Origin of the sequence: Shewanella sp. KT0246, assembly GCF_019654955.1 — a bacterium.
In the GTDB taxonomy this organism is placed as follows: domain Bacteria; phylum Pseudomonadota; class Gammaproteobacteria; order Enterobacterales; family Shewanellaceae; genus Shewanella; species Shewanella goraebulensis.
On sequence record NZ_BPEV01000013.1, the window covers coordinates 79,997 to 104,100 of the forward strand.

Genomic DNA, 24,104 nt, shown 5'->3' on the forward strand with positions numbered 1-24,104 from the left:
AACGCCATTATGAATAGCTGACTTTGTTTGAAGTTTAGCTATTTATCAAATTAAAAAAGCGAACCGATTGGTTCGCTTTTTTACAGGCGTTGAGTTAACTTTCTCTATTGCTTATTCTAATTAGTCGATGTGATTTAGGTTAGGTAATTCTTTCACTAAAACCGTGGACTTACCATGGTTAATATCTACAAAACCAAAAGACTCTAGGCGTACAAGTTGTTCACGAATTACAGTCCTGTTATATCCGACGGCTTCTGATAAGTCTCTTTCTGATGGAAGTTTAGATTCAACGGTTAAATCCAAACTAGCTAGATAAAAGACTAAGTCATGTAAAGGCGGGTATTTTCTTAAAGCAGGAAGGATGTCTTTATTTAAACTAACTTGAATAATTTCTTGAACCGTTTCATTGGATATATTGCTGTTTAAATATATAGATGCAGAATTAATGAAAGTGTCAGAGCGGTACATTTGAAACTTTCTATTGGTTTTATCAATAAATTCCTTTGTAAGCTCTGGTCTTGGACCGATAGTTTTTCCTTTAGACTTTTTCCACCAATCTTCCTTAGTATCGTCAGTTATAAAAATCACATCAACTTTGTCACTTTTTGCCATATCTATTGTTTGTTGCCAAAGGATAAAATCGCCAAATTTGCGCCTTAGACTAATTAAGTTATCAGACTCACCTGACTTCTTAGCATCTTTATAACCGGGAGGGATGCTTTGTTTGTATCTCTCACTTCCTTCTTTACAAATCGCCTTAAGTTTTTCATCTGGATAGGGGAAACCTACTTTACCGCTAAAAAGCTGGGCTAGTTTTTCCTTAATTGGATCGTCACTAATTCTGTCAGAATGAGTTTTTTTGCTTTCAATTAACTCCTGCTCAATTTCTTTAAACAATTCCTTAAGCTGGGTAGAAAGCATTGTTGTTACGAATGGGTGTTGACGATTATTTTCAAATTTGTTGCGTAACTCATTCATATCTTTAATTGTTTCATCATATGATACTTCTTGTTCATTGATAACGTTCAAACGGTTTTCGAAATACTCGAAAGTAGCTTGATGAGAAACCCAAATCCTATCCTTGATATCTGTTAATAATTCGAGGAAGGCTTCACGTGTGTTCTCTGAGTAGCGATACAAATTTAGTAAAATATTTGCATCAAATACGAATGTCGAATTTTCCCACAATATTTTTAAGTCTTCGTCAGACTCTTTAAAGTAACCGGGGAATAACTCTCGCATATTGCTGTTCATGTCTTGCCCCTAATTAACGGTGGGTCAGAATAAACTTTTCACTTTGTGCTTGTGTGGTTCAAATGAACTGTTACTTACAAGCGAATGATTGGCTTCTTCTTCCCTGAAAGGCGTTCTCTTATTGAATTAAGAGCTTGGCCTGCGTGTGTTTATTATTGGTTATACATTACGCTATTTTTTCTGTTTAGTGCAATGGGTTAGCGCACTGTTTTGTCCTAAATTTTGAAATTAAATCATTTAAAAGTAGGGTGTTACATTGTGTGACTTGTGTATCTGTACGGTATGTTGGTTTGTTAGGTTTGGTGACTTTGGTAGTTTTTTTTACTTAATTGTTTTATTGGTGATATTTGTTACTCAATTATTTGGTTTAGGCCCTCTTAATTATCATTTCGCTTCAGCCAAGGGGAGTTATGACATGTTAAAATTTACAGTATTGAGCCACATTGGCTGTTAGTAACTAGCATGTACAGGTAGAAGAAGATTAATGATTTCAGGTGAACACTTTAGCTTTACAATTTCAGAATTAGAACTTCTTTTTAGAGTGCAATATAGCATTCTTGAAATAGAAAATAATACTGGTCAATCTAGCTCCCGCTTTCGTAATCTTCTACGTTCTAAAGAATCAACAGAATTATTTGAAAAGCAAAATTTCTTGTTAAAAAAACAGTGGCTAGATGAGTGGTCAAGTGCCACTTCTAAGCTGTTAAATATTCAACTTCGTGATACTGATTTACATAGTGATATTCAAAAATGCTTTAGCGAGTGGAATGATGCGAAAATTACGGCTTTTTTAGTTGAAGCGGTAACTTTTACACCTTATACGGCAGTCGGCGATAAAGAGAAAGATAAGTGTTTCTCGGATATTAAATACAGCGAAGAAAAGTTGAGTTTGAACTTTGCTAAAACCTTATCAATTTCAGTTGAAGAGGTTGATAAAATAAGCAATATTTATGGAAAGACGATTAAAGCTATTTATAAAGCCACGACTACTAATCATACGTTACTGATCTTAAGTGCGGCAGCAGCTGTTTCATTACTAATGGCCCCTTATCTAGCAGCAGGTATAGGGGGGCTTATGGGCTTGTCTGGTGCTGCTGCAACAAGTGCAGGACTAGCGATGCTTGGTGGTGGTTCATTAGCTACAGCTGGTTTTGGTATGGCTGGTGGGTATGTAGCAACTATGGGTGGAGGTATGTTGCTCTCATATGGTGCGAATAAAGCTACAATAAATAAAGAGTTAGAAAACATTAACTCAAATGAACTTGTTATTTCCAGTTCGAAACTCGCTGCTTTTTTGGAGCACTACAAAACAATGTTAAAGCTATCACAACGAGATGAACTAATGCTAAGCACATGTTCATCATTACGTGATTTACAATCTATATTTGAATCTGATGCGGATAAGGCATTCATAAGTGGTGATAACAAAAATGGAAAAATTATAGAAGAAAAAGTACAGAAACTCGCTGCTTTTAGAAGAATTATAAGAAGTTAGAACTTGGGGCATTATTTATAGCTGCTTTGTGGAAGTGATAGGTTTTGTTAAAGACTACCTTTGGTTTCAGGCGTTAAAGACTTTTCTATGACTTGTTTTATTTCTTGGACTGAATATCTTGCTTTGGCTGGAAATCGTATGAGTGGTAGTTGGGCGCTTTTACAAGCATCGTTAATGAGAGCATCACGTTTCTGAGCGCGTTTGCTGTTGTGGCTTTTGTCGTCTAGCTCTATGGCTGCAACAAATTCCATGGTGTCGGGTTTACACAGTATATAGTCGAAGTGCTTGGCTGAAATTCGGTTAAATGCGGTTTGCCAGTTGCTTCGGTTTAACCCTTTTTCAGGGGTAAGCACATCGGCAACACGCACTTTTGCAAATACACGATATTGAGCTGCACAGGCGGTATCAAGTACGCCTAAAAATGAGCGTTCGGCAGGGGAGAATAATATACTTTTTTGGCGATAGCTTTACTGCTGAGGACGGTTAATAAAGGCTGTGAATAGCTTGATAAGCACGATAAATACCAATGCTAAAATAAGGTAGGTGAAATCCATAATTCATCCTTGAATTGAAAATAGGTGGTTAGAATATACAGTTCATTTTGTGCTTGTAAAATGCGGGGCTGATTCTACCTCCATTTGTCCTCTATCTCATGAATATATTTATCTCATTGTTGCTCACGGCCAGTGCATACTTTATTTTTACCGGTATTTTTAGCTGTATATAAGGCTTCGTCGGCAATTTCGAGTAGTTTTCTTGGAGCTTCTTGAGCGACTGTTAATGCGGCAACGCCCAAACTAATGGTGATATTTAGTGTGACTTTGTCGGTTTCAAAAGGAGTTGCAAAAATTGTTTTGCGAAGACGTTCGCCAATCATGAGTGCATCATTAATATTTGTCTTTGGTAGAAAAGCAACGAACTCCTCGCCACCAAACCGACCGAAAATATCAAATTCACGCATTACGTGTCGACAGCGGTTGGCTATTTCAAGTAATACTTGGTCACCAACAACATGGCCATAAGTGTCATTAACTTCTTTAAAGTTATCTACATCAAGCATAATTACGGCATATTCATGGCCATGATTAATGGCATTTTTGACGTCATTATCGCCAAGCTCTAATACCTTTCTACGATTGTATATTTGGGTTAACCCGTCAATTTCTGCATTTTTCTTTAGTTCTTCAAGTGCATTAAATTCACGTCGGCGAATGGTTGAAAATTGCAAATATACATATGCTCCAAAGCAATTTACTACAACCAGAAATAATAAGGTTGTGTAGATATATTCAATTGATGCAAAGCCGAGCACTGCACTGGTTATTATGTAGGTGAGTGACCCCGTGGTGCATACCGCTAACACCCCAATAAAGCGTGGAGGGAAACTAAGGTAGAACAACAAAACGATGACCGCGACGCCTGGAATACCGACATATTCAACTAAGTTCCCTTTAATCACTAACTCAATGGATTCGCCCTGTATTAATAACAACAATAATCCGCATAGAATTAGATTCAGTACGGGGGTGTATTTTGTCAGCTTCAACCCACAGACACACACAATCAAACTCATTAAAAGAACCGATAGCCTCATGGTAAATATGTCGATAAACATGGGGGCTGAAGTCATTATCATGTAATCGCCAATAATGGCTAGAAAGTAGATTAAACCGCCTACAAAGCTAGTAAAAACCATCCTTCTACGGAGCTTTTCCCATTCATCTTTACGAAAGGCTATCTCTAATGCAGGATTCACAAATTCGCCCGTTTTTCCAATCTTGTCCATTCAACAGCACCTGCACCAAAAGTTCTAATAGTAAATACATAAGCAACACTCTCAATGGCTTTGGCATTAGGAGAAAAGCAAAGGATAGCAATAGCTTAATTGAATAGAGTATCTTGATATTTACTTGGCCGATATGAACTAACCGAGCAAGTTATTGATTTGTGATCTAACACCAATTTTTAAATAATTGCGCGGGCTTTAATGGATAAGTGGTCAGAGTAAACTTAATTTTCTATGTCATTTTTTAGTACTAATAGCATTAAGAATATAATCCCAAGAGGCAATTGACTGAGCAAGCTGAACGAATAAGGAATAAGTGGGGGATTCGTCAGGGTCAGAGTAAACTTAATTTTTTGCTTTGTAGGGTCGTCCCATTTTCTTTGGTTTCATGCTGTTTCTTGTGAGTTTTTCTATCTCATTTTTAAATTTAACATTCCCAATCGCCATGCCTTTGTTGGTTGATTGGCGAATATCCTCTATGAGTTTGCTATCTAGATGATGCTTAAACAAAGCTTGATAATTCGATAATTCGATAATTCGATAATTCGATAATTCGATTGTGTGATTGTGTGATTATGTGATTGTGTGATTGTGCGCTAGCTATGGTGGTGTGTTGGATGACAGGGTAAATGTTCTGACCTAGACTGCGTACTAAAGCCGACTTGGCTGCTAGTACATTAGTGCATTTGTTAGTGCTCTAAGATGGTCAGCAGAATGCAGCCTCACTCAAATAAGCGAATAATAGATAGAATGATAAAATTTAAGCTAACCGTTACCACTTTACTTATTGCCACGTTAGCTGGATGTTCATCTACATCTAATTTACCCATAGATGCATCTAAAACGACACAATACTCAAAGTCTCATGCTCTAGTGGGGCAAGCTTCTTGGTATGGTAATCCATTTCACGGCAGGCTCACTGCCAGTGGTGAGAAGTACAATATGCGAGCTTATACCGCGGCGCATAAAACCTTGCCTTTTGGGACAATCGTTAGAGCAACGAATACGGCAAATAACAAAAGTGTCGATGTAAAAATTAATGATCGTGGCCCATTTGTAAAAGGGCGAGTGATTGACCTTTCTCAAAAGTCATTTCAACAAATCGCCAGCACTAATCAAGGGATTGTTCCAATTAAAATTGAAATTTTAGATGACAGTAATACTTTCAGGTATAAACACTAACTTTGTTGAATACATCATTGCGTTGATTCTACTTAGTTTAGTTATGACCTTAGAAGCTACATAACAAAAAGCTATAAAACAAAAAACCATAAACAAAAAAGCTAGCCCGTTTACTAAAAGTATTAGCAAACGGGCTAGCTTATATCTAGATATTTCCTTTCAAGCCGAGCTTTTTAACTGAGCTTTCTAGCTTACAAAGCCAATAAACAGATAGGTTGCAAGAATAACTGCGACCCAAAGCACCATGTTACCAGATGGATAGTCGCTAGAAATAAAGCTACCACCCTCTTTGTATTGACGGGCTAAAAATGCCTGACATTGACTTAGCTTGCCACGTACTGATTGACGAATGTCGCCATCCACTTTCCAAATAACCGCAAACATACGCTGCATAATATTAGGCACTAAGCGTCGGTAAACCCAATCTACGTCAAGGTGAGTTGAGCGTAGTTCTGGTGGATACTTACCTTTAAGGTTTAGCCACACAAAGGCCAGCGCTGAGAATAACAGTAGCTGTGTCTGAGCGAGTACGTGTGTCGCATCATATGGGTTGTAGCCTGTATCGTATGGCAGCAGCGAGTATAGCGCCGCAGGGTAGATACCAATACCAATACATAGGCAGGCCGCAATGAACATTGCCAGTAACATATTGATTGGCGGATCGTTTGCTCTAATACCCGAGTCATGGGCGAAGAAGGCAAAGTAAGGGATTTTGATGCCTGCATGGTGGAATACACCTGCTGAAGCAAACAATAGCATTAACCAAACCCAGTCATGCCCCGTTTCCATAGCAGCTGTCATCACCATTGATTTACTGACAAAACCACTAAACAGTGGGAAGGCCGAAATAGAGGCTGCACCCACAATACACAGTATGGTGGTTTTAGGCATGGTTTTATAAAGTCCGCCAAGATCCGAGCCATTTATTCTTCCTGTCATATGCAGCACAGCGCCCATGCTCATAAACAGTAAGCCTTTAAAGATTACATCGTTAAAGGCGTGAGAGACCGCGCCGTTTAAGGCAAGCGAAGTACCAATACCGATACCGACCACCATAAAGCCTACTTGGTTAATCAAGCTGTAAGCAAGTACGCGACGTAAATCGTTTTCAATTACCGCAAAGAAGATTGGGAAACAGGTCATTGCTGCGCCAATATACACTAGTAGCTCAGTACCAGGGTATGCTCGAGCTAGTGCATAAACCGCTACTTTAGTGGTGAAGGCACTGAGTATTACCGTCCCTGTTGGTGTGGCTTCAGGGTATGCATCGGTTAGCCAAGTGTGAGCAAAAGGGAACGCACACTTAATGCCAAAGGCAATAAAGATAAGCCAACCAGCGATGCTGTCTAAACCGATAAAGTCAAAGGCGGCACTGCCTGTATCGCTGATATAAAATAGCGCGCCAATTAGCAGAATAACCCCAGAGAGTACCTGCATGATGAGGTAGCGCATACCTGCACTATAGGCGGCTGGTGTGCGGCGAGCCCAAATCAGAAATACTGAGGTGAACGCCAATAATTCCCAAAACACAAACAAGGTGAGCAAGTCACCCGCGAACACAGCGCCAATGGCGCTGCCTGCATACAGCATGGCTGCCACTTGCTGCACAGTGTCTTTAACGTGCAATGAATAGACGATGGCAATAAACGCGGCAATATGAAAAATATAGCCAAACATCAGGCTTAATTTATCGGCGCGGTAAGGGACTATTTCGTAGTCTAAAAACATCATTTGCAAATGGACGCCTTCAGGCACTGTCCACAAATGCAGTCCACCTAAAACCGGAATCGCTATCATCAATGCACCGCGGAGTTTTCCACGGGTTGTAGCAGCAATCAATCCGCCAATTAAAAACAGCACAAACGGCGGTAACTCAAGCATCCACATTGCGATCACCTTTCTTGTTATTGTTAGCTTCGTGGGCGTGGCCATCGCTGACGTCGACTATTTCAATCTTGCTGTCATCAAGTTCTTCAACGGGTCCGTAGTAATCTTCTGAACGCATCAAAAAGGTCCGCATCCAGCTAGCGATTAACACTAAGATGACACAGCCTACAAAACCATAGATAGGGTAGAAAATCGGTAAGTTTTCCCAACTATGGTAAACATGACGATGGATGACAAAATCAAGTATCACCAGTATCCCGCAGCAGGCGTATAGCAGGTATAAAACCCGTTGGATATTTTTGGGGTTATCAAAGAGGTACTGCTTCTCGTTATCCATGATTCACTCCAGATACAGTCAAGATAGCTTTCGCCAATTCATAAAAGGGCTGAGGATGGATGAACATGATCAAGCAGCCTAATGTGGTGATAGTTAATGCAATCAAAGAGGGTAGTGGCGCTTCTTTGATCGTACGATTAGTTGGCACCTCGTCTTTACCGGGGAAAAATGCGTGGTAAGGGATAGGTAATAGATAAGCAATATTCAGTAATGAGCTGAGCATCAAGGTAGCCATGACTAACCAATAGCCTGTTTCTATCGTGCCCATCAACAGGAACCATTTACTCCATGTTCCCCCTGCTGGTGGAACGCCGATAATACTCAGACTAGCAATGAAAAATGCCGCCATAGTGACTGGCATGGTATAGCCTAAGCCGCGCATTTCGCTGACCTTAGATTTATGACTGGCGACCAAAATTGCACCGGCACAAAAGAACAAGGTGATTTTGCCAAAGGCGTGAGAGGCAATATGCATTGAACTGCCGATAACACCAGACTGGGTGGCGAGTAGGGCACCGATAGTGATATAGCCCAATTGGCTGACAGTAGAGTAGGCTAGTCTTGCTTTTAAGTTGTCTTGTCGCATGGCAACAATTGAAGCCAGCAACACTGAAAGTGCCGCTAAATGCAGCAAAAACTCAGTCGTAGGTAGTTTAGGTAATAGGTCGAGTCCAAAAATAAAAATACAAACCTTAAGTACCGTAAATACCCCAGCTTTTACCACTGCCACAGCATGTAAAAGTGCGCTTACTGGGGTTGGCGCCACCATCGCTGCAGGCAGCCAGCGATGAAACGGCATCATGGCAGCCTTACCAATACCAAATATAAATAGCACTAAAATTGCGCCTGCAATAGTGGTATCTACATCGGCGTCAAACACACCGCCAGCGGTAAACTCTAGGGTGCCTGTGATGAACCAAGTTAAAATAATGGCTAACAGGAAGAAGGCGATTGAGGTGCCGAGCAAAATACCCAAATAGACGCGCCCACCTTGCTTGGCTTTTTCTGTTCCTGCATGGGTAACCAGCGGATAAGTAGACAGCGTAAGCACTTCATAGAAGACAAACAGGGTAAATAGATTGGCTGAAAACGCGAGCCCCATTACCGCACTAATCGCTAACGCGAAGCAGATGTAAAAGCGGGTTTGGTTGTCTTCATTGTGACCACGCATATAACCGATGGCATAAATGGTGGTGATTAACCAAAGGAAGCTCGCAATCAGTGCGAATAACATACCTAGCGGTTCTACAACAAAGCTTATCTCTAAGCCCGGCATAAGCTCCCACCATGATACTTCAATGCTTGCTCCTGCTTTAAGTGCTTGATAGAGATTGACCACGCAGTAAAGCACCACAAGGCTAATACTTATGGTGACCGCCTCACGAAGGTTAGGTTTCTTTCCTGTGATTGCAATTGCAAAGGTTGCTAGCAAAGGCAATAGGATAGTTAGCTGTAACATCAGCGCCAAAGATGGATTCATGGGTTTATTCCAAACAAGCTTTGAGAAGCCGCCTGTGCAACTTGCACACTTAGGCGAGTATCGATACCGAAATAGATATTAGCGATCACTAGGGTCCAAATAGGGGCAAGGAATGTCCAAGGCGCCTCTTTAACCGTATCGCGCCCAGGCAGTGGTGGTCTGAAATAAGCCATTTCGACAATCCGCCAGATATAAACAACGGCCAGTAACGAACCTAAAAGGAGCAGCACTGCGACTGGCCACATCCCTGCTTCTACACTGGCGATAAGTAGATACCATTTACTGACAAACCCTACGGTTAATGGCACACCAATTAGGCTTAATCCACCAATGACAATGGCGGACATGGTCAATGGCATTTGTCGACCTAGCCCTTGGAATTGGCTTAGTTGTACGCTGCCAATACGGTACATTACCGCACCTAATGCTAAAAAGAGGGCGCCTTTCATTAAGGCATGGTTAAACAGATGCAGTAGTGTTGCCATTACGCCAGTGCTGGTGTTAATTGAATAACCAATAATCATGTAACCCACTTGAGCGATACTTGAGTAGGCCAAAATATGTTTAACATTTTGCTGATATATTGCCGTGGCAGAAGCGACAAAAACACCCACAAGTCCAAGCACCATTAAAATGTCTTGTAAAGGCAGGCTAGTGAACGAGAACGAGATACCAAATACGGTAAAGGTAAAGCGGATTAGCAGGTAAACAGCAACCTTGGTTGAGGTGGCTGCTAAAAACGCTGTGACGATTGAAGGTGCATAGGCATAAGCATTAGGCAACCACAGGTGAAGTGGGAACAGTGCAAGCTTTAAACAGATGCCGACAATTAAGAAGGCGAAAGCTGCAAATACCGTGCGGGTGTGGCCAACGTCAACTAAGCGTTCGGCGAGATCGCTCATATTGAGTGTGCCCGTCATTTGATAAAGCATACCAATACCAATCAAAATAAAGGTTGCACCAATGGTACCCATAATCAGGTATTGGAACGCCGCCCACAGTGCTCGTCTGTCTTTACCTAAGGCAATTAAGGCGTATGCAGACAGTGAGGAAATCTCTAAAAATACAAACACATTAAATGCGTCGCCCGTCGCTACAATGCCGAACATACCGGTTAGAGATAACAGGTAAAGGCTGTAAAACAGGGTGTGGCGATCTTCGCTTAATTCTTTTTGAATGCTGGTGTTTGCAGCAAATAACACCACAGTACCTATGCTTGAGATAATGAGCAGTAAAAAGGCATTGAGTTTATCTATACGATATTCAATTCCCCAAGGTGCTTCCCATCCCCCGAGTTCATAGATGATGGTGCCAGATTTCATCACTTCTATTAGTAACAGTACGCTGTTGATAAAGGTCGCAGAGCAAACCAACAAAGCAAAAATCCACACCAGTTTCGACCGGTTTAAGAACCAGCATAATGGCGCTGCCATTAGTGGTATCACGACTTGTAAAATAGGCAGGTGAGCTAACACTATGAATTTTCCTCGTTTAGCTGATCTAGTTTTTGGATCTCATCTTCTTCGACGCAGCCATAGGATTCTTTGATTCTGATGACGAGGGCAAGTCCAAGTGCTGTGGTTGCAATACCCACCACAATCGCGGTAAGAATTAACACATGAGGAAGTGGGTTAGAGTAGTCGTTGATCCCTTCAGCTAGGATAGGCGCGCTGCCACGCTCAACCATGCCTACACTGATGTAAAAGATAAATACAGAGGTTTGGAAAATCGTTAAGCCAACTAATTTTTTTACGAGGTTGCCATGGGCGATAACGATATAAAAACCAATCATCATCAGCAGGACTACGATCCAATAATTATAAAGTCCGAGAAACATCTTGCTCCCCTTTTTGTTTGTTATTGTTTTGGATGGCTTGTCTGCGTGCATCAAAGTTGAAAAAGATACTCAGCATGACTGACGCAACGGTGATACCTACGCCTAATTCAATCACGAGTATGCCGATATGTTGACCTGTCAAAGGTTCATCCGCTAACACGTTATAGTCGAGGAAGTTTGCTCCATTTAGCATCGAAACAACCCCAACAGAGGCGTACAGTAAAAGCCCTACAGCCGCTAGCAGTTGAATGATCGATGGGTTGAAGACCTTTTGTGCGGTGTCTAAGCCAAATAGCATGGTGTAGAGAATAATCGCTGCTGCGAAAATTACCCCTGCTTGGAAGCCGCCACCAGGGCCAAAATCACCATGGAATTGTACATATAATGCAAACAGTAAGATGAAAGGAATAAGTGCTTTACTGACAATACGCACCACCATGTGGCGCTCATGCATTTGCTCTTCAGTTGCGTCGTCAGAATGCGGTTTTTTACGACGTCGAGGCAGTGATAGTAAAGAAAGCACACCAATACCGGCTGTGAAAATTACTGCAACTTCGCCTAAGGTATCAAAGGCACGGTAGCTTCCTAAAACTGAAGTCACGATATTCGGAATGCCGACTTCTTCCATTGATTGCTGAATATAACGCGGAGCGACATGTTGATGCACTGGCGCATCAACAGCGCCAAAATAAGGCATATCCATGGTGCCGTATATCAACATACTACCTGTGACGAGCACAACAAATAGAGCCAGAAAGGGTTTGTGTCGTTTTGGTGCTTCTTTTCGACCGGTAATGGTAATCGCTGCCAGCATGAGTAAGCCAGATATACCAGCTCCCACTGCCGCTTCAGTAAAGGCCACGTCAACAGCATCCAGCACCACAAAGAAACAGGCTGACAATAAGCCATAAATGCCGCTTAACATGACAACAGCTAACAGATCTTTGGTGCGAACGATTGCAATGGCAATGACCACTAAAAATATTAACAGTATTATATCTACTAAGGCTTCGATGGCTTGTTCCCTCCCTGATTGTCAGGCTTGCCCTGTTGCGGTAACAGGCCATTTTGCAGTGCTGCTTTTGCTAATGCATGACTGGCAGATGGGTTAATAAATAGCGTACACACGAGGATCAAAATGAGTTTAATGAGGACTAAACCATTTGGACTTTGCAGCATTAAGCCTATTAACACTAAGCTTGCACCTAAGGTGTCGGTAACGCTTACCGCATGCATGCGGGTGTAGAAATCAGGAAAACGCATAATCCCAATTCCACCTGAAAAGCAAAGAAAACTACCAATGAGCAGGCATAAACCACTGATTATTTCTAGCGCGAGGTTCATTCTTCACCCTCCTTAGTTGTTCGGGGTTTATAAGGAGCAACTTTAAACTCGGCCGAGTCTGAATAACGTAATACCCCAATGACACTGATAAAGTTAATCAGGGCATAAACAAGAGCAATGTCGAGAAACTCTGGACGTCCCATTAAAAAGCCTAAAACTGAAATCAACAGAATGGCTTTAGTGCCAAAAAAGTTGAAGGCTAATATGCGGTCATACAAGGTGGGGCCGACGATACAGCGAATGATCGCGAGTAACATAACAACAAGAATGGCGATTGTGGCAGCAGCTAACATTAGTTTTCAAGCTCCCTTACCCGGCGGTCCATCTCACCGGCTTTTAGTGTTTCAATGTCTGATTCATGTAAAGCATGAACGGTGATTTGGTCATCAATTAAGTCTATCGCTACAGTCCCTGGGGTTAGGGTGATGGAGTTGGCGTAGGTCACTTTATTGATATCTGAGCACTGTCGAGTGTCGATGGTGGTCAGGGTTGGTGAGATACTCTTGTTACCCATCCAGATATGTTTAACCACACTGATGTTAGATAAAATGACCTCTTTTACTAACCACGGTAAGTAACGCAGCATACTGGCATTGAGACGAACAAGGTGAGTTTCTTGATCGATCACATCCATTTTTTGAGTAATGTAAAGCACTAGCATGATTGAACCTGCACCCAGCGACAGTAAAAGTGGATTACTGTAATTTGAGTTAATCCACCAAAATAGGGCGAGTGTTAATATCAAGATAAGCCGATGGCTCGGAACAACGCTGCTTTTATTTTCTTGTTTCATATTGATTATTGTTTTGTGTTAGTTAACTGCTACTTAAACCTAGGCGAGTGTAATCACTCTAAATTGCTATTTTATTAACCAACTAATTATCCTGTTGGCAAGACGACTCTTTGGCTAATGTTTGATAAATTTGACTGTGCAATCCTTGCAAAGAATCTGTGGATGGTGACAAGTGGTTTATTGTTTCATCAACGACTCTATCAACAAGCTGTTTGCGAGTTTCATCAGCTTGTATGCAGACTTCTGTGGGGATAATTTTTGATGTTTTATTACCGACCCGAGTACGATAGGCCCTTTCTGAAAACCCCTCAGAATTTTTTCTAAGTTCGTATTGTTGAGTGGTGTTTAAGGTTCCTGCAAGAAAACCTTGTATGTAGTAAGCACATGGCTCAGTTGATGTGACTGTCGATTGTTTATGTACTGTCATGCAAGAAGATAAAACGAACTGTTCTTCGTCTTTAGCATTTTGAGAAGCTGCAGACAGTGAAAAAACGAGAGTGAATATTGATAGCGCTAATAGTTGGATAAACTTCATATAAACTCCTTTTTTATAATTTTTCTTATTGCAAACTCACCTACTAAAATCTATTGGTGCAGCATTCTTTTAGCCGCTATGCTCACTCGACATGTTCAGTTTTAATTCGTTAATACTAGTTCGCTGTGAAGCTTTAAAAATATACAGCGCTTAAACCATTAATGTATTAGCACCAATGAATACTGGACTCGTGTAAGTGTTGCATTTAATTAACAATAAGGCGTATTCATTAACCTTGTAGTTCATTTATAACACAAATGGTTTAAATTAAAATACTAACTATGTGTAAACTGAATATTTTTTGATTTGACGACATTATTCACGTTATGTGAATAAGTTCTAATATGTAGTGTGAAGGGGTGTTTGGTTAATGACTCAAACTTGACGCCTGAGCTAGTCACTTTGACATCATTTTTTGATGAATTTTGACTTTATAGTCAAGGTGTTGATATAGCACTCTTCGGTAAGTCTATTTTGTTGGAATTATATTTTGCCAGATATTGTGATGAAAAAATAAAATTTTTAATGATTAAATTCTGCAATTTTAATCAAAAGCAGCATCGAGTGTTTTTGTATTGTTCCACCCTAAGTCTGCTTCCTCTTTAAAATGATTGAGCTCTCCTTAAACAGAGCTAGGGCTTGAGAGATGACTTATCTGTTATCTGTTTATCAAAGGAGAGGCGAATATCATTCAGTTACTGGAATGATCCACATATTATTTTCAATAGTGCCTCCCATCATTTGAGTAACTACATTATCGACTACTTGAAGGCCTGTTTCTGCCATGTTTTCAAAGGTGTCAATGCCTTCATTTGGAAAGTTTTGCCGAGTGCGGTGGATATTAAACTGATTTGCAAACTTCCTATCAAAGGCCTTTTCTACTCCACCTTTACCGATCATAAAGCCGATTAGCCCTCCCCATGTTGCGGTTGGGTTATCTGAATCCCAGCCTGCCAATGAGCCAATTTTGATGGTCTCTTTTATATCTCCTTCACCATAATGCAAACTGATGATACTGGCAGCAAAGTTAATTCCCGCAGCAAAACAGCCATTACAATAGAGCTTTCGGGACGTTATATCATAGCCATCTTGCTGATTAACTTGGTAACGCTGATATATTAAATCTCTTGCTTGTTCCCAAGGAATACCGGAGTTATGTAATTGGGTGACGTAATCGTACATAGCTGCTGCATAGGAAGTATTAGGCAACACTTGTCGAGCTTGAGTTGCCATCCATGTCATTTGTTCTTTAATTGGGATAGTGTCGTCTACAGATGAAGCCAGAGAGTGCATCACAACATAAAATTTAGCTATGTATTCAGCATCTTCTCTTGCTGTGGTTTTGATAGGTAACTCAGCTATTTTTAGTGCAATGTCTGGCCTAGTCGGAGCGAAAAGTCCAAATATCTCAGTGGTTAGCTGAGCATCTATCATGTCAAAGTGTTCATTATTTGTGGCTTTTCCCGTTTCCGGTGGCAACATACCTTGATTCATCAGATCAAAAGCTCGTTGGTTAGAAACCCATAAGTAGTTTTCTTCATCATGCCTAATATGTTTTAACCAACCCTCTCGAATTTGTTCTGGAGTGAGCATGCTTGTGTTTTTGCTTGCTAATAGATATTGATACATATATTCAATGTCAGTATCGTCATCAGAGCCCCATACTTCTCCTGGGTTTCGGAAAACAAAATCAATGTTTGTTGATAAGTCGCTAGGCACTCCTTGTCCCCAAATACTTGGTTGATCTGGCATTCCCCAATCATCTCGAGTGTAAAATTTGCCTGTTTTTAGATCGCCAATATCACCAATTTTGTCCATTTCAGTCACCAGACCTGTCCAATTGGCGATAGATTGTCCTAGCCAAAAGCCATAAAGCTTCTCAGCGTAACTTTCCCTAGATATTTTCTTGGTTTTATCAACAGACATGGCTGAATGATTAATCGATGTTTGCTCTTTAATTGTGGTAGAAATTTGCCTTGGACTTTGACAGGCAGCCAAGGAGAATAGGGCTAAAAATAAAACAAAAAGAAATTTCATATTTTCTACTCACCATTAAAATGAAAGCGGTTACATCGCTATTTAATATAGTAATTAGCAGGATGAAAAATCAACAAAAAATTATCCTGTAACATTATCCTGTAATAATTAGTTAAGTGGGTTCATTTACATTTTGATTTTTGAATGTTGATTAACAATAGAGTGGGTAGTTTGCTCACATGCGCACAAAAAGGATTTAATCTAAGCCGTTAAGAAAGCAGCGCTTGAGACAATTTTTACATTGCGCATGTTTTTATTGAATCTGTTAGAACAAAGCTTCTTCAGTTTGGTGTTATTTCTTGTTAATTCATCTACCAGGTTTTTAATTTATAAAATCAATCACTAATCCTTTATTGATTGACTGTCGCTGCTTGCTACTGTGACTACATTGTAGGGAGTCATTAATGTATCTTTGACTGTAGTAAATGATATGTTGTAACATAGCGCGAAAATTGGTTCCCTATATAAGAGAAAAGTACGTGAAGAAGCACCTTTTATGTTCGTTAATTGTCATTTCTAATGGCGCATTAGCACAAGATATTATTGAGCAAACGTCTGAAAATAGTGATGATATTGAACGCATTGAGGTACGCAGGCATTGGCAGCCATACCGCGGCAATGTGCCGTTGATTGACACTCCACAAGCAGTTGATCGGATTAATGCTGATACCATCAAAAATGAAGGTATTACGCGTTTTATGGATGCCTTGGATTATTCTCCGAGTATCGTTAGACAGAATAACTCAGGCGGCATGTTTGATAGCTTTGCTATTCGTGGTTTTTCTGGGGATGAGAATAACCCAACAGGTTACTTAGTTAACGGCTTTAACTCTCGCGGTTATAACGGTAATCGCAATACGGCCAATATTGAAACGATTGAAGTAATGAAAGGACCTGGTTCGGCACTGTATGGACAAGGTGAGCCGGGTGGTACCGTCAATATCATTACTAAAAAGCCGCAGTTTGAAGAGCAAGGCTATATTCAAGGCACTTTAGGTAACTTCGATACCAAACAAGTCGAGTTTGACCACACTAAAGGGCTGACTGACAATGTTGCTTACCGCATCAACGGCTTCTATGAGGATTCTGATACCTTTAGAGATCATGTTGATGTTGAAAGTTTAAACTTAAGCCCTTCTTTGTTGTGGAACATTTCTAATACGACGAGTTTAAGTTATGAAATGGAAATTCTTAACCAGAAGAAACCATTAGATCGTGGTGTCTATGTGTTAGATAACGACTTTGATTCAGTCGATACTTCTGCTTTCTATGGTGATCCCCGAGATGGGGCACACACGGTTGAGGCTCTTGGCCATCAATTAGTATTAAATCATCAGTTAAATGATCATTGGCACTTATTAACAGGCTTAGCTTATAGAGACTCGTCTTTTAAAGGCCAGTCTTCAGATGCTGAGCTATCTGATGGCCGTCAGCTGATTTATACAAATCCTGATTTGTTATCAAGACAACGAAGAGAGCGTGATTATCAAGCTCAAGACTTGTCTGCACGATTTGAAATCAGTGGTGACGTAACACTTGGTGGCTTTAAAAATAATCTATTGGTTGGGGTAGATTACTATAACTACCAATTAGACACTGATTACAGAGTATGGAGAACTGCATGGGGATCAGGTGACACAACTTATGCAATCGATCCCAATAACCCTGACTACACCATGGATCAACCTGAAACGTCGCCAACGACGCTAACCTCTGAGGAGCAAGAAGGGCTTGGTTTATATGCACAAGACTTGATTGAATTAACTGATAGAACCAAGCTTTTAGTTGGCTTCAGGGTTGATCAATTTAATCAAAAAATATTCAATAAACTTGATAATGAATCACAAGAGCAAGAACATACTGAGGTATCTTCTCGCTTTGGTTTAGTCTATGAACTGGATGATAATATTAATTTATATACCAGTTATGCAGAAGGCTTTAGACCTAACCCTGGTCTTGATTCTGAAAGAAATGCATTCGATCCAGAAACAACAAAATCATTCGAGATTGGTCTTAAGTGGCAAAACGTTGCCGATAGATTCTCTGGTAGCCTTGCAGTTTATGATGCCAGTAAAACTAATATGCTAACGGCAGAGCCCGATACAGGGCTATCAGCTACCTTAGGTGAAGTTGAAAGTCAGGGCGTTGAATTTCAGCTTAGTACTCAGCTAACCGCTGATACGAGTATTGACTTAGCTTATGCTTATACCGATGCAAGAACGGCAAAAGACTTGATTGATAATGACTGGGGCGTACCAATTCCTAAAGGCTCGCGCTTAATCAACGTCGCTGAGCATGTGGGGCATATTGCATTAAGACATTACACAGATATTATGGGTAAAGAAGCTTACTTCGGCGCCACTGTGAATTACGTTGGTGATCGTCTAGGTGAGACAACCGATCCTGATTATATTTTGCCAGCATATACGTTAGTGAACTTATCAGCAGCGGTAAATCTCACCAGTAAATTCAGCGTCATGCTTGATGTGAACAACTTATTTGATGAACAGTATTTTGAAAGCTCATATCATAAGCTGTGGACCATGCCGGGCGAGCCGCTTAATTTCACTGCGAGTGTTAAGTATCAGTTCTAACTTATAGGTTAAGTAGCTACTTAACCTCAGTAAGACTGCATCAGCCGCTACTTTTTGCTTAGCTCGAAATAAGGAGTTTGACACCAGTCAACTCCGTGGCCAAAAGCAGCGGCTTTTTTGTCTTACTATCGGCAGTAACGCTACTCGGGTTAATTGGGTAGGCAACAGCGACGCAATTTCAGGTGTTTAGTTAGTAATACTGTATCAGCTGCAGTTTTTTTGTCTTACTTTCGGCAGTAACGCTACTAGGAATAACTCGATAATCGCCAGCGACGCAATTGTCGGAACACTGAACTCATTGAATGTAAAAAAGCCTGCTAATTAGCAGGCTTTTCATTAACGTAGAATGTTATTTCAGTTCAACACATCAATAAGCAAAGTACGATTGATTAAAACTGGTTCATCGTGTTGTCTTTACCAGATGCCTTAAGGGCTTGGTCACCAGAGAAGTACTCTTTATGTGCATCACCCATATCAGAACCAGCCATGTTTTGATGTTTAACACAGGCGATACCTTGACGGATTTCCTTACGTTGAACATTAGCAACATAACCCAACATGCCTTGGTCACCGAAGTACTCTTTAGCCAAGTTATCAGTTGATAGGGCTGCAGTATGGTAAGTCGGCAATGTAATAAGATGATGGAAAATACCCGCTTCACGCGCTGCATCAGCTTGGAAAGTACGGATTTTTTCATCAGCTTGTACAGCAAGGTCAGTATTATCGTAATCAACGCTCATTAACTGGTTACGGTCGTAAGCTGATACGTCTTGCCCAGCTTCTTGCATTGCATCAAATACTTGCTGACGGAAGTTAAGCGTCCAGTTAAACGATGGCGAGTTGTTGTAAACAAGCTTGGCATTTGGGATAACTTTACGGATTTCGTTCACCATACCGCCAATTTGAGATACATGTGGCTTTTCTGTTTCAATCCACAATAAGTCAGCGCCATTTTGCAATGAAGTAATACAATCAAGCACACAACGTTCTTCACCAGTACCTGCACGGAACTTAAATAAACCATTTGGAAGACGAGCTGGTTTAACAAGCTGCCCGTCTTGCTGGAATACTACATCACCGTTATTTAGATTAGCGGTATCAACAGCTTCAACTTCTAAGAATGAGTTGTATTGTTCACCTAAATCGCCTGCTTCATTAGTCACAGCAATCTTTTGGGTAAGACCAGCACCTAATGAATCGGTACGAGCAACAATAACGCCGTCATCAATACCAAGCTCTAAGAATGCATAACGAACAGCATTGATTTTTGCTAAAAATTCAACATGTGGCACGGTGACTTTACCGTCTTGGTGTCCACATTGTTTAACGTCAGAAACTTGGTTTTCTAGTTGAATACAACAAGCACCAGCTTCAATCATTTGTTTCGCCATCAAGTAAGTGGCTTCTTCGTTACCAAAACCTGCATCGATATCGGCAATAATCGGTACAACGTGGGTTTCGAAGTTATCAATCTTATCTTGAATCGCCGCTTTATCAGCTTCTGCAGCAGTATCTAACTCACGGAACAAACCACCGAGTTCACGGGCATCTGCTTGACGAAGGAAAGTGTATAGTTCTTTAATCAGTGAAGCGACAGAGGTCTTTTCATGCATTGATTGGTCAGGCAACGGACCGAATTCACTACGAAGTGCTGCAACCATCCAACCTGAAAGGTAAAGGTAACGACGTTTGGTCGTTAACAGGTGCTTCTTAATAGAGATCATTTTCTGTTGGCCAATAAAACCATGCCAGCAACCTAGAGACTGAGTATACTGCGACGAGTCTTTGTCGTAGTTATCCATGTCTTCACGCATAATCTTAGCAGTGTACTTTGCGATGTCTAACCCGGTCTTAAAGCGATTTTGTAGACGCATACGAGCGACTGACTCTGGGTTGATGGCATTCCATGCACTACCTTCCGAATTAATCAAGGTAGCAGCTTCATCGATATTACTTCTGTAGTTAGTCATGTGTATATCCCTTTAACAAATAGATTAGCGGCAATTGATTACGTTGAAAATAATAGTTAGATTTGGTTAAATAAGTCTAATTTATAGTTACTATTTTCGGTATTCACAGTATGAATGTATCTCGTATCGACTTGAACCTCCTTGTGTATTTAGACGTTTTACTGCGTGAAAGGAATGTTACTAAAGCAGCTGATCAACTAGGGATCAGCCAACCTGCAATGAGTAATGGCCTAAAACGCTTAAGAACTTTGTTTGATGATCCGTTACTGATCAGAACCAGTCAGGGCATGACGCCAACAGAACGCGCGCAAGAATTGCAACCCACGATAAGTGAATTGATTATTGGATTGGAAAAAGCCGTACAGCCACGCGCCAAGTTTAATGCAATAGAAAGTGAACAAGTCTTCCGTGTCATGGCAAGTGATTATGCTGAAGCGACGTTAATTCCACCGCTAATTGCAAAGCTTCGTACTGAAGCGCCAAACATCATTTTAGATATCATGACCCCAAGTGATGTCAGTTTCCCTGATGTAGAACAAGGAAGAGTCGATATGGTAATTAACCGTTTTGACAGTATTCCTCAGTCATTTCATCAAAAAGTGTTATGGAATGATGACTTTAGTTGTTTGATTAGTAAGACTAATCCTGTGTTGGATAAGTTTTCATTAGACAGTTATTTGCAAGCTAAGCACGTGTGGGTGAGTAAAACAGGTATGGGCGTTGGCGTGGGGATGGACCCTGATGATGTGCAGCGCTTAGGTTGGGTGGATGAGGCGTTAACTCGAATAGGAGTAAAACGTCAAATCACCATTTTTACGCGCCACTATCAAGCAGCTTGTTTGTTGGCTGAACAACAAGATTTGATCGCAACCATACCAAGTAAGATGGCCCGTCAACATGAAAATAATGACCGTGTCAGTATCGTTCCGCCACCATTTATCATTCAACCTATTGCACTCACAATGGCTTGGAGTCCTTTACTACAGCATAATCCTGCCCATAAATGGATGCGTCAATTGATCACTAAAACGGCTGATGAGATCAATCGGGGTGGAGTTTAAGTTTATTGATATTTTGATTTTTAGTTACCTATACGTAGTAAATTAACCAAAAAACATCACTTTGCCATATTTTGTGTGAATAGTGATGATAATAAGTATAAATTGGATAAATAAGTGTAGTTTGATATAGAGTAATGTCTTGCTTCGAATTAACGGTAAGCTAAGAAAATTGAAATCAGTTTGGGGTTTTATTTACCCCGGATTTTACCGTTAACGCACTGGAATTATAGGTAGGGATATTAAATGACAGCACGTATTAAAGTAGGTGGCTTACAAATAGCTGAAGAGTTGTGGCAATTGGTTGATAGTGAAATTTGCCCCAAGACAGGGATTGATTCAGCAGAGTTCTGGGCTAAATTTGAAGATGTCGTTACCGAATTTTCTCCACTGAATATCAAGCTGCTAGAAAAAAGAGAACGCCTACAGCATCAAATTGACCAATGGCATATCGATAACCCTGCTCAAGATGCTAGTCCAGCGCAATACAAAGCCTTTCTCAGCGAAATAGGTTACCTCGTTCCTGAGGGCGATCCTTTTGACGTTAGCACTGAAAATGTTGATCATGAAATAGCCATGCAAGCTGGGCCACAACTTGTGGTGCCAGTTAAAAATGCCCGATTTGCACTTAATGCTGCTAATGCGCGTTGGGGCAGTTTATATGATGCACTTTATGGCACCGACGCGATATCAGAAGAGGGCGGTGCAGAGCTCACTAAGCAATACAACCCAGTTCGCGGCGCTAAAGTCATCGCATTTGCCAAACAGCACTTAGATAACGCAGCGCCATTAGTTACCGGTAGCCATGCAGATGTGAAACGTTACTGCGTTGAAGCTGGTGTGTTAACTATGACGTTAACCAATGGCGAAATCACCACGTTAACGCAAGCTGAAAAGTTTGTTGGTTATCAAGGCACTGCTGATGCGCCGAGTGCCATATTACTAGTAAATAATGCTCTACATATTGAGGTTCAAATCGATCCTAGCAGTGTCATTGGTAGTACTGATAAAGCAGGTGTAAAAGACTTATTAGTTGAAGCTGCAGTTACCACCATTATGGATTGTGAAGATTCTGTCGCAGCTGTTGATGCTGAAGATAAAGTGGAAGTTTACCGTAACTGGTTAGGCTTAATGCAAGGTAACTTATCGGCTTCACTGAGTAAGGGTGGCAAACAAATCGTCAGAGAATTGAATGACGATCGTGTTTACAGTGCACCGAATACTACTGATAAATCGGTGATTTTACCCGGCCGAAGTTTACTGTTTGTACGTAATGTTGGTCACTTGATGACGATTAATGCTGTATTAGATAAAGACAGCAATGAAGTGCCAGAAGGAATACTTGATGGCATGATCACTGTGCTTGCGGCGATGCATGATCTCAAAGGCAATAATAATGGTCGCAGTAATAGCCGTAAAGGTTCGGTGAATATTGTAAAACCGAAAATGCATGGCCCCGAAGAAGTGCAATTTACTTGTGAGTTATTCACTAAGATAGAAGATGTGCTCAACTTGCCCCGTAATACCATTAAAGTGGGGATTATGGATGAGGAGCGACGAACCACTCTTAACTTAAAAGAGTGCATCAGAGTTGCCAAAGAACGTGTGGTATTTATTAATACTGGTTTTCTTGACCGCACGGGAGATGAACTGCATACCTCAATGTTAGCAGGCGCCTTTGTACCAAAGTCGGTAATGAAACAGCAAAAGTGGATTGCCGCTTACGAAGATTGGAATGTCGATATTGGACTTGAATGTGGCTTACAAGGGCGCTCTCAAATCGGTAAAGGCATGTGGCCAATGCCGGATGAAATGGCAGCGATGCTTGAGCAAAAAGTGGCTCATCCTAAAGCGGGAGCCAATACTGCATGGGTACCTTCACCAAATGGCGCAGTCCTGCACTCGACTCACTACCATCAAATTAATGTGGCAGAGGTTCAGCAACAGATTAAACAACGTCAACGCGCTAGCATTGATGACTTACTGACGATTCCTTTACTTGATGAAGCGACCACTCTCACTAAGGAACAAATTACCTTTGAGTTAGAAAATAATGCCCAAGGTATTTTAGGTTATGTGGTGCGCTGGATTGACCAAGGTGTTGGCTGTTCAAAAGTACCAGATATTAATAACGTGGGCTTGATGGAAGACCGAGCCACATTGCGGATTTCGTCGCAATATTTAACCAACTGGTTAGAGCATGGTTTATGCAGTGAAGAAGAAGTATTAGCTGCGCTGAAAAAGATGGCTGTTGTCGTTGATACTCAAAACGCAGGGGATGCTGAATACATTAATATGGCGCCTAACTTTGACGGCATAGCCTTTAAAGCCGCGTGTGATTTAATTTTTAAAGGTAAAGCTCAGCCATCTGGCTATACCGAGCCTTTACTGCATGCTTATAGAATCCAAGCAAAGGTAAGTTAATATAAGCCAAGCTATTTTAAGTATCATAGTGTTAAGCCGCCCAAAACACTAAAGCCTTAATCAATACGATTAGGGCTTTTTTATTTGTAAG

At 40.9% G+C, this 24,104-nt stretch carries 20 protein-coding genes; 5 read left to right on the top strand and 15 right to left on the bottom strand.

From position 1 onward, the window contains the following. Window positions 1–120 precede the first annotated feature (120 nt). Window positions 121–1,254 (bottom strand): PIN-like domain-containing protein, encoded by a 1,134-nt coding sequence (locus K5Q58_RS08355; protein ID WP_220753483.1) that lies wholly within the window; start codon window positions 1,252–1,254, stop codon window positions 121–123. 484 nt (window positions 1,255–1,738) lie between these two features. Here K5Q58_RS08355 and K5Q58_RS08360 point away from each other — a divergent pair, with 484 nt between their 5' ends. Continuing rightward, complete coding sequence (locus K5Q58_RS08360; protein WP_220753484.1) at window positions 1,739–2,749, top strand: complement resistance protein TraT; 1,011 nt, start codon at window positions 1,739–1,741, stop codon at window positions 2,747–2,749. A gap of 47 nt (window positions 2,750–2,796) precedes the next feature. Here K5Q58_RS08360 and K5Q58_RS08365 read toward each other — a convergent pair whose 3' ends face one another. After that, window positions 2,797–3,198 carry a DUF2726 domain-containing protein gene (locus K5Q58_RS08365; RefSeq protein ID WP_220753515.1) on the bottom strand — a complete coding sequence of 134 codons (402 nt, stop codon included), beginning with the start codon at window positions 3,196–3,198 and terminating at the stop codon, window positions 2,797–2,799. A gap of 218 nt (window positions 3,199–3,416) precedes the next feature. Beyond that, window positions 3,417–4,535: a GGDEF domain-containing protein gene (locus K5Q58_RS08370; protein WP_220753485.1), complete on the bottom strand. Its 1,119-nt coding sequence runs from the start codon at window positions 4,533–4,535 to the stop codon at window positions 3,417–3,419. Between the two features lie 750 nt (window positions 4,536–5,285). Here K5Q58_RS08370 and K5Q58_RS08375 point away from each other — a divergent pair. Further along, window positions 5,286–5,717, top strand: a complete 432-nt coding sequence (locus K5Q58_RS08375) for a septal ring lytic transglycosylase RlpA family protein (protein ID WP_220753486.1) — start codon at window positions 5,286–5,288, stop codon at window positions 5,715–5,717. A gap of 186 nt (window positions 5,718–5,903) precedes the next feature. Here K5Q58_RS08375 and K5Q58_RS08380 read toward each other — a convergent pair whose 3' ends face one another. The 11 genes from K5Q58_RS08380 to K5Q58_RS08430 all read right to left on the bottom strand — a co-directional run bounded on the left by K5Q58_RS08380 (window position 5,904) and on the right by K5Q58_RS08430 (window position 15,967). Next, window positions 5,904–7,604 (bottom strand): Na(+)/H(+) antiporter subunit D, encoded by a 1,701-nt coding sequence (locus K5Q58_RS08380; protein WP_220753487.1) that lies wholly within the window; start codon window positions 7,602–7,604, stop codon window positions 5,904–5,906. Next, entirely contained in the window at window positions 7,591–7,941 is a 351-nt protein-coding gene (locus K5Q58_RS08385; RefSeq protein WP_220753488.1) for a hypothetical protein, read from the bottom strand. Before K5Q58_RS08385 ends, K5Q58_RS08380 begins: the two co-directional genes overlap by 14 nt. Further along, window positions 7,934–9,421, bottom strand: coding sequence for a monovalent cation/H+ antiporter subunit D family protein (locus K5Q58_RS08390; RefSeq protein ID WP_220753489.1), 1,488 nt, complete (start codon window positions 9,419–9,421; stop codon window positions 7,934–7,936). Before K5Q58_RS08390 ends, K5Q58_RS08385 begins: the two co-directional genes overlap by 8 nt. Then, window positions 9,418–10,896: a monovalent cation/H+ antiporter subunit D family protein gene (locus K5Q58_RS08395; RefSeq protein ID WP_220753490.1), complete on the bottom strand. Its 1,479-nt coding sequence runs from the start codon at window positions 10,894–10,896 to the stop codon at window positions 9,418–9,420. The genes K5Q58_RS08390 and K5Q58_RS08395 overlap by 4 nt, the downstream gene beginning before the upstream one ends. Then, window positions 10,896–11,258: a cation:proton antiporter subunit C gene (locus tag K5Q58_RS08400; RefSeq protein WP_220753491.1), complete on the bottom strand. Its 363-nt coding sequence runs from the start codon at window positions 11,256–11,258 to the stop codon at window positions 10,896–10,898. The genes K5Q58_RS08395 and K5Q58_RS08400 overlap by 1 nt, the downstream gene beginning before the upstream one ends. Then, window positions 11,239–12,234 carry a Na(+)/H(+) antiporter subunit B gene (locus K5Q58_RS08405; RefSeq protein ID WP_259651290.1) on the bottom strand — a complete coding sequence of 332 codons (996 nt, stop codon included), beginning with the start codon at window positions 12,232–12,234 and terminating at the stop codon, window positions 11,239–11,241. Before K5Q58_RS08405 ends, K5Q58_RS08400 begins: the two co-directional genes overlap by 20 nt. Window positions 12,235–12,260: 26 nt before the next feature. Next, window positions 12,261–12,602 (bottom strand): monovalent cation/H(+) antiporter subunit G, encoded by a 342-nt coding sequence (mnhG, locus tag K5Q58_RS08410; protein WP_220753492.1) that lies wholly within the window; start codon window positions 12,600–12,602, stop codon window positions 12,261–12,263. After that, a complete protein-coding gene (locus K5Q58_RS08415) occupies window positions 12,599–12,895 on the bottom strand; it encodes a monovalent cation/H+ antiporter complex subunit F (RefSeq protein ID WP_220753493.1) in 297 nt (98 codons plus the stop codon). Before K5Q58_RS08415 ends, mnhG begins: the two co-directional genes overlap by 4 nt. After that, entirely contained in the window at window positions 12,895–13,395 is a 501-nt protein-coding gene (locus tag K5Q58_RS08420) for a Na+/H+ antiporter subunit E (protein WP_220753494.1), read from the bottom strand. Before K5Q58_RS08420 ends, K5Q58_RS08415 begins: the two co-directional genes overlap by 1 nt. An 82-nt stretch (window positions 13,396–13,477) precedes the next feature. After that, a complete protein-coding gene (locus tag K5Q58_RS08425; protein WP_220753495.1) occupies window positions 13,478–13,930 on the bottom strand; it encodes a hypothetical protein in 453 nt (150 codons plus the stop codon). A 687-nt stretch (window positions 13,931–14,617) separates the two neighbouring features. After that, window positions 14,618–15,967: an ADP-ribosylglycohydrolase family protein gene (locus K5Q58_RS08430; protein WP_259651291.1), complete on the bottom strand. Its 1,350-nt coding sequence runs from the start codon at window positions 15,965–15,967 to the stop codon at window positions 14,618–14,620. Between the two features lie 479 nt (window positions 15,968–16,446). Between K5Q58_RS08430 and K5Q58_RS08435 the strand changes: the two genes are divergently transcribed. Further along, window positions 16,447–18,561 carry a TonB-dependent siderophore receptor gene (locus K5Q58_RS08435; RefSeq protein WP_220753496.1) on the top strand — a complete coding sequence of 705 codons (2,115 nt, stop codon included), beginning with the start codon at window positions 16,447–16,449 and terminating at the stop codon, window positions 18,559–18,561. 389 nt (window positions 18,562–18,950) lie between these two features. Here K5Q58_RS08435 and K5Q58_RS08440 read toward each other — a convergent pair whose 3' ends face one another. Continuing rightward, window positions 18,951–20,531 (bottom strand): isocitrate lyase, encoded by a 1,581-nt coding sequence (locus tag K5Q58_RS08440; RefSeq protein ID WP_220753497.1) that lies wholly within the window; start codon window positions 20,529–20,531, stop codon window positions 18,951–18,953. 110 nt (window positions 20,532–20,641) lie between these two features. Here K5Q58_RS08440 and K5Q58_RS08445 point away from each other — a divergent pair, with 110 nt between their 5' ends. Together K5Q58_RS08445 and K5Q58_RS08450 are read left to right on the top strand one after the other, a co-directional pair. Continuing rightward, on the top strand, window positions 20,642–21,592 hold the full coding sequence (locus K5Q58_RS08445; protein WP_220753498.1) for a LysR family transcriptional regulator: 951 nt from the start codon (window positions 20,642–20,644) through the stop codon (window positions 21,590–21,592). 243 nt (window positions 21,593–21,835) lie between these two features. After that, window positions 21,836–24,013 carry a malate synthase G gene (locus tag K5Q58_RS08450; protein ID WP_220753499.1) on the top strand — a complete coding sequence of 726 codons (2,178 nt, stop codon included), beginning with the start codon at window positions 21,836–21,838 and terminating at the stop codon, window positions 24,011–24,013. The last annotated feature ends 91 nt before the right edge of the window (window positions 24,014–24,104 follow it).

Coding starts and splice junctions, on each gene's coding strand:
- K5Q58_RS08430 (WP_259651291.1), bottom strand. CDS start 15,967: ATGAAATTTCTTTTTGTTTTATTTTTAGCCCTATTCTCCTTGGCTGCC.
- K5Q58_RS08355 (WP_220753483.1), bottom strand. CDS start 1,254: ATGAACAGCAATATGCGAGAGTTATTCCCCGGTTACTTTAAAGAGTCT.
- K5Q58_RS08380 (WP_220753487.1), bottom strand. CDS start 7,604: ATGTGGATGCTTGAGTTACCGCCGTTTGTGCTGTTTTTAATTGGCGGA.
- K5Q58_RS08390 (WP_220753489.1), bottom strand. CDS start 9,421: ATGAATCCATCTTTGGCGCTGATGTTACAGCTAACTATCCTATTGCCT.
- K5Q58_RS08440 (WP_220753497.1), bottom strand. CDS start 20,531: ATGACTAACTACAGAAGTAATATCGATGAAGCTGCTACCTTGATTAAT.
- K5Q58_RS08375 (WP_220753486.1), top strand. CDS start 5,286: ATGATAAAATTTAAGCTAACCGTTACCACTTTACTTATTGCCACGTTA.
- mnhG (WP_220753492.1), bottom strand. CDS start 12,602: ATGAACCTCGCGCTAGAAATAATCAGTGGTTTATGCCTGCTCATTGGT.
- K5Q58_RS08425 (WP_220753495.1), bottom strand. CDS start 13,930: ATGAAGTTTATCCAACTATTAGCGCTATCAATATTCACTCTCGTTTTT.
- K5Q58_RS08445 (WP_220753498.1), top strand. CDS start 20,642: ATGAATGTATCTCGTATCGACTTGAACCTCCTTGTGTATTTAGACGTT.
- K5Q58_RS08450 (WP_220753499.1), top strand. CDS start 21,836: ATGACAGCACGTATTAAAGTAGGTGGCTTACAAATAGCTGAAGAGTTG.
- K5Q58_RS08360 (WP_220753484.1), top strand. CDS start 1,739: ATGATTTCAGGTGAACACTTTAGCTTTACAATTTCAGAATTAGAACTT.
- K5Q58_RS08370 (WP_220753485.1), bottom strand. CDS start 4,535: ATGGACAAGATTGGAAAAACGGGCGAATTTGTGAATCCTGCATTAGAG.
- K5Q58_RS08400 (WP_220753491.1), bottom strand. CDS start 11,258: ATGTTTCTCGGACTTTATAATTATTGGATCGTAGTCCTGCTGATGATG.
- K5Q58_RS08385 (WP_220753488.1), bottom strand. CDS start 7,941: ATGGATAACGAGAAGCAGTACCTCTTTGATAACCCCAAAAATATCCAA.
- K5Q58_RS08415 (WP_220753493.1), bottom strand. CDS start 12,895: ATGTTAGCTGCTGCCACAATCGCCATTCTTGTTGTTATGTTACTCGCG.
- K5Q58_RS08420 (WP_220753494.1), bottom strand. CDS start 13,395: ATGAAACAAGAAAATAAAAGCAGCGTTGTTCCGAGCCATCGGCTTATC.